Annotated in this window: 5 protein-coding genes; 2 read left to right on the top strand and 3 right to left on the bottom strand. The window is 45.0% G+C overall.

Features of this window, described 5'->3' with window-relative positions; translation table 11 throughout:
- Both ACP45E_RS10875 and cdd read left to right on the top strand, forming a co-directional pair.
- Positions 1 to 288: LrgB family protein (locus ACP45E_RS10875; RefSeq protein ID WP_198927710.1), on the top strand; the 288-nt coding region annotated here is incomplete at its 5' end.
- Positions 289 to 489: 201 nt separating this feature from the next.
- Positions 490 to 1,377, top strand: coding sequence for a cytidine deaminase (cdd, locus tag ACP45E_RS10870; protein WP_017038485.1), 888 nt, complete (start codon positions 490 to 492; stop codon positions 1,375 to 1,377).
- Between the two features lie 141 nt (positions 1,378 to 1,518).
- Here cdd and ACP45E_RS10865 read toward each other — a convergent pair whose 3' ends face one another.
- The 3 genes from ACP45E_RS10865 to ACP45E_RS10855 all read right to left on the bottom strand — a co-directional run.
- Positions 1,519 to 1,992: a response regulator gene (locus tag ACP45E_RS10865; RefSeq protein ID WP_017034956.1), complete on the bottom strand. Its 474-nt coding sequence runs from the start codon at positions 1,990 to 1,992 to the stop codon at positions 1,519 to 1,521.
- Positions 1,979 to 3,316 (bottom strand): ATP-binding protein, encoded by a 1,338-nt coding sequence (locus tag ACP45E_RS10860; protein WP_017038484.1) that lies wholly within the window; start codon positions 3,314 to 3,316, stop codon positions 1,979 to 1,981. The genes ACP45E_RS10865 and ACP45E_RS10860 overlap by 14 nt, the downstream gene beginning before the upstream one ends.
- Before the next feature lie 9 nt (positions 3,317 to 3,325).
- A partial coding sequence (locus ACP45E_RS10855) for an SLC13 family permease (protein WP_069584997.1) occupies positions 3,326 to 4,566 on the bottom strand: 1,241 nt, incomplete at its 5' end.

Here is a 4,566-nt window from a genome sequence, read left to right as displayed (position 1 = left end):
TCGAGCAGCCTTGGAGGCGAACCCGCCATGGCCGCTATTTTCGTACTGCTGGTTGGATTGTTTGGTGCGATTCTCGCTTACCCTATTTATAACCTACTAAACATCACCCACCCTATCGCTAAGGGATTGACCATGGGCACGGTTTCTCATGCGTTAGGCACCGCAACCTGTGCAGAAAAAGATCCTAAAGATGCGGCGTTCAGTTCTTTAGCCTTGGTCGTGTGTGGGGTGATCACCTCGATTCTCGCTCCATCGTTTTTCTCTTTAGCCGTGTGGTTGCTCATGTAGCCCGACTCACTGAACCTGATCCTTTACTCATGTTTATTTACATAAAAAGGCGGGAAAACGAGAAAAATCATTCTAAAAAATGTGCCCCGTCACTCAATTGGTGTAATGTAATTTCTATTGCATTTATTAATGTGATCTATATCTCTGTTTATTATTTGTCGTTCCCTAGAATGAATACCAATATAAAAAAGAGGTCGAACAATGAATACCCAAATGGAACGTGCACTGCAAGAAGCCCCTGAATCAATATCTCGCTTTTTATTACCGATTCTCCAAGATGATAGCTTTGACGCTACCTTATCTAAACAGCAATTTGAGCAACTCCTTGAAATCTCTGGTTTAGCAGACGCCGATTTGCGTGTTGCACTGTTGCCGTTTGCTGCCGCTTATTCCTACGCTCCGCTATCTCACTTTTTTGTCGGTGCTATCGTAAGAGGCCTATCTGGTCGGTTGTATTTTGGGGCGAATGTTGAGATTTCTGGCGTTCAGCTCGGTCAAACCGTCCATGCGGAGCAATCTGCCATCAGCCATGCTTGGATGAAAGGTGAAGAAGGGATTACTGATATTACAATCAACTTCAGCCCATGTGGTCACTGCCGCCAATTTATGAATGAACTCTCTACAGCAGATGAACTTGTTATTCAGCTCCCACAAAAAGACCAGAAATCGTTGCAAGAATATCTCCCTGAGTCATTTGGCCCTGCGGATCTTGGTATTGAAACCAGACTGATGTCTAAAGTCGATCATCTATTGACGACCAATGATCAGGACGTGTTGATCAACGTCGCGATGCAACGATTAAATGCCAGCCACGCACCTTACACTAAAAATCTGAGTGGCACGGCGCTTCGCCTGGCGAACGGGAAAGTCTATAGTGGTGCGTACGCTGAAAATGCAGCGTTCAACCCAAGTTTACCGCCGCTTCAAGTTGCTATTATTCAATTACTGTTAGACGGTGAGTCGATCAACGATATCGCTTCAGCGGCACTGGTCGAAATGTCTGAAGGTACGATCAGTCACCTTGCTGATACTCAGGCAACGCTAGAAGCTATTAACCCAGACATTACGGTTTCTTATTTATCCGTTTAAGCTTTTGCGACAATCATTGACGACAAAACGTTGTTCATACCATTTAACAATGCTCAGCAATTGCTGAGCATTGTTTTTATCGCTATGACTCTGACGGGTGCTTTTCCGTTGCGGGACTGTGTAAAGATGGCGATCTAACGCCTATCTAAGATGTGAAAATACCACTTGCTGGTCGAGTTCACCTTGGTATTGCGTGTAATCCAACCCTTTCTCAAAAATATAGTGTGTCACTAGTGTTCGAATAGTGCTGACCAGCACATCAGAAGCCCAAGGTTTTTCAAAGTAGTGATTTATTCCAGCGACATTGATCGCCTCAATCGTATCCGACTGAGTGGCTTGGCCTGTCAGCAAGATTTTCTTTGTATGCATGAAACGTGAATCTAAAGAGACTTCCGTGAGCAGCTCGACGCCGGTTTTTCCTGGCATAACATGATCAGAAATCAACACGGCAACCATTTCACCATCCGCATCTAATTCATCCATTAGCTCCAACACTTCGTCAGCTGATTCGCAATCTTCTATATTTAGCCAATGAGTCAATGGTTCCAAATCTTGAAGTACCGCACTCAACACTTCTCGCTGATCGTCAACGCAAATTAAATTAAGCTTCTCCATGTTCACCCTCGATTGGTAACTTGATTCTAAAAATTGTTTTCTCTCTGTCGCTTTTTACTGCAATACTGCCGGAGTATCCAGCAACAATACGTTTGACTATAGAGAGCCCAAGGCCTAGGCCAAATGATAAGCCGCCTTTTTTTGTCGTAAAATTAGGTTGAAAGATCTTTCTTCGGATCGCAGGTTCTATTTCAGAGCCATTATTGGTCACCGTGACTAAAATTCTATTTTTATGCACCCGAGTATGAATATCGATGGCGGGTTCGTCACACTCTTCCATGGCATCACAGGCGTTTTTGATGATGTTAACCCAAACCTGAACAAGCTCAGTTTGAGATCCTTTGAACGGTGGAAGTTCAGCGGGCCGAATACGCACAGAGACTCTACGTAGATCGCTTTGTAACAATGCCACAGCTCGATGAATGGAATCGTTCACATCGAGTTCTTCATCTAGATCAATGTCGGTACGGCCGAGTTGTTTCACCGATTTGACAATTCCCACCGTGTGTTTTGATGCTAAGCGAAGATCGTGTATATCGCGTCCCATTTGCCAATAACGAATCGCGTCTTTGGGAGACGTCAGCCAATGTTCATTCACTTCATCGGATTTCACAGCGCGAGCAAGCTCTCTTGCGATATCCTTGGGTAAATTGTACTTTTGTTCAAACAGCTTGCCCCTTTTGCGAACTTCGCTAGAGGTACTCTTTTGACCTTGCATTAAACCCACATCAAAAAACTGGCTCGCTTCCGGATGAATCTCTTCGAGTAACGTTAATAACACAGACTCTAATCGATCAGACTTACTGCTCACGACACCAATCGCATTATTAAGCTCGTGCGCTATTCCTGCGGCCAGCTGCCCTAACGTTGTCATTTGTTCTGCGGTGTGTAACTTTTGTAACGCTTGTTCTTTAGCCACCGCTTCTTCTGTCGCTCTGCGCTGACGACGGGACAATTCATTAACGATAACAGGGGTAAACTGTGCGGTTAATGGGCCATATATTTCTGGTTCAAAAGCTTGTATGGTTCTGTCTATCCATGCAAGTTGAGTATCGGATTTAGCGACAACGGTAGACGATGCAATCCACGTTTCAGAAAAGAAACTGTGTACGCCAATAAAGGCCCCTTCCGACGCTGAAAAGACCTTAGTTTGTAGATCGCCACCTTTGGTAAAATAGCCCTCTAATTCACCGCTAACTACGTAATACAACCTGTCGTTATGCTCGCCCTGCTCTAGCACGACGGTGCCAGCAATCAGAGACAGTTTTCTATCGTTATCACTAAAGTAACGGTTAATGAGTTGATTGAATTTGCTGTTCGGCATCGTCCGTAGTTACCCTATATGTCCTACAGAATGTAAAATCCACACCATAACAAAGCTCAATAACACGCCAACGACACCCAGAATCACGCCCACTTTCGCCATTTGGTGGGTCTGAACTTGCCCTGTCGCGTGCGCCAATGCGTTAGGTGGCGTACTGATGGGTAAAGACATGCCCAGCGAAGCAGCAAAAGTGACAACGAGAATCAAGGTTAACTCGCCACCTAGCGGTGTTAGAGATGCCATAGAAGCACCCAGCGCAGCCATGATAGGCATAAGCAAGTTGGCCGTTGCCGTATGAGACATAAAGTTGGCCATGACTAAACACAAGGTCGCCGCACCAAATAACACGACGTATGGTGAGTATTCGTCGAACGGGATACTGTGCACCATCAATCTTGCTAGGCCTGTTTTATCTAATGCAAGACCTAACGCGATACCACCAGAAACAAGCCACAGAACATCCCACGATATCTTTTTCAAGTCTTCTTTGTTGATAATGCCTGTCAGTGAGAAGATGGCAACCGGGATAAGAGCGACAGTGTATGAATTCATACCGTGAGATGAGCCCATCAGCCATAATATGATCGTTGAGGCAAAGGTGATGTAAACGATAATCGCTTTCGGCGTTTTCAAAAACTTACCTTTGATACTTAGGTTAATGGTTTTCTGATCGGCTTTATAAATAAACCCAATTAAAAACCACGCCAACGCCATCATAATAACAACGAACGGCACACCAAACGCCATCCATTCACCGAAGGTAATCAGATTGTCACCCACCAAATATTTCAAGGCGATGGCATTGGGCGGGGTGCCAATCGGTGTCCCTATTCCGCCAATATTTGCCGCGACAGGTATGCACAATGCGAAAGCGACTCTAGCTGGATCTTTAGGCGCAAAAACGGCAATAACGGGCGTCAAAATCGAAAGCATCATTGCAGTTGTCGCGGTATTAGACATGAACATCGAAAAAATACCAGTGATCAACATAAGCCCTAGCATGACGTATTTAGGGTTTTGCCCAAATGGCTTGAGTAATACGCGCGCCAAGTTGACATCTAATCGATATTTGGTCGCTGCCATAGCAAGGAAGAATCCGCCTAAAAAGAGCATAATGATTGGGCTTGCGAACGTGGCCATGATCTCGTGATATTGAAGAAGCTCACCAAAATGCGGCTGGCCCTCTTCCAAACGAAAGAAGAAAATGCCCTTATTAGACAGCATTAACAGCTCTAAAACGATGATCACCA

This window comes from Vibrio genomosp. F10 str. 9ZD137, from assembly GCF_049974785.1.
GTDB lineage: Bacteria > Pseudomonadota > Gammaproteobacteria > Enterobacterales > Vibrionaceae > Vibrio.
Note: the sequence above shows the minus strand (reverse complement) of the source record. Positions and strands in the feature narration are given on the sequence as shown.

Coding starts and splice junctions, on each gene's coding strand:
- cdd (WP_017038485.1), top strand. CDS start 490: ATGAATACCCAAATGGAACGTGCACTGCAAGAAGCCCCTGAATCAATA.
- ACP45E_RS10860 (WP_017038484.1), bottom strand. CDS start 3,316: ATGCCGAACAGCAAATTCAATCAACTCATTAACCGTTACTTTAGTGAT.
- ACP45E_RS10865 (WP_017034956.1), bottom strand. CDS start 1,992: ATGGAGAAGCTTAATTTAATTTGCGTTGACGATCAGCGAGAAGTGTTG.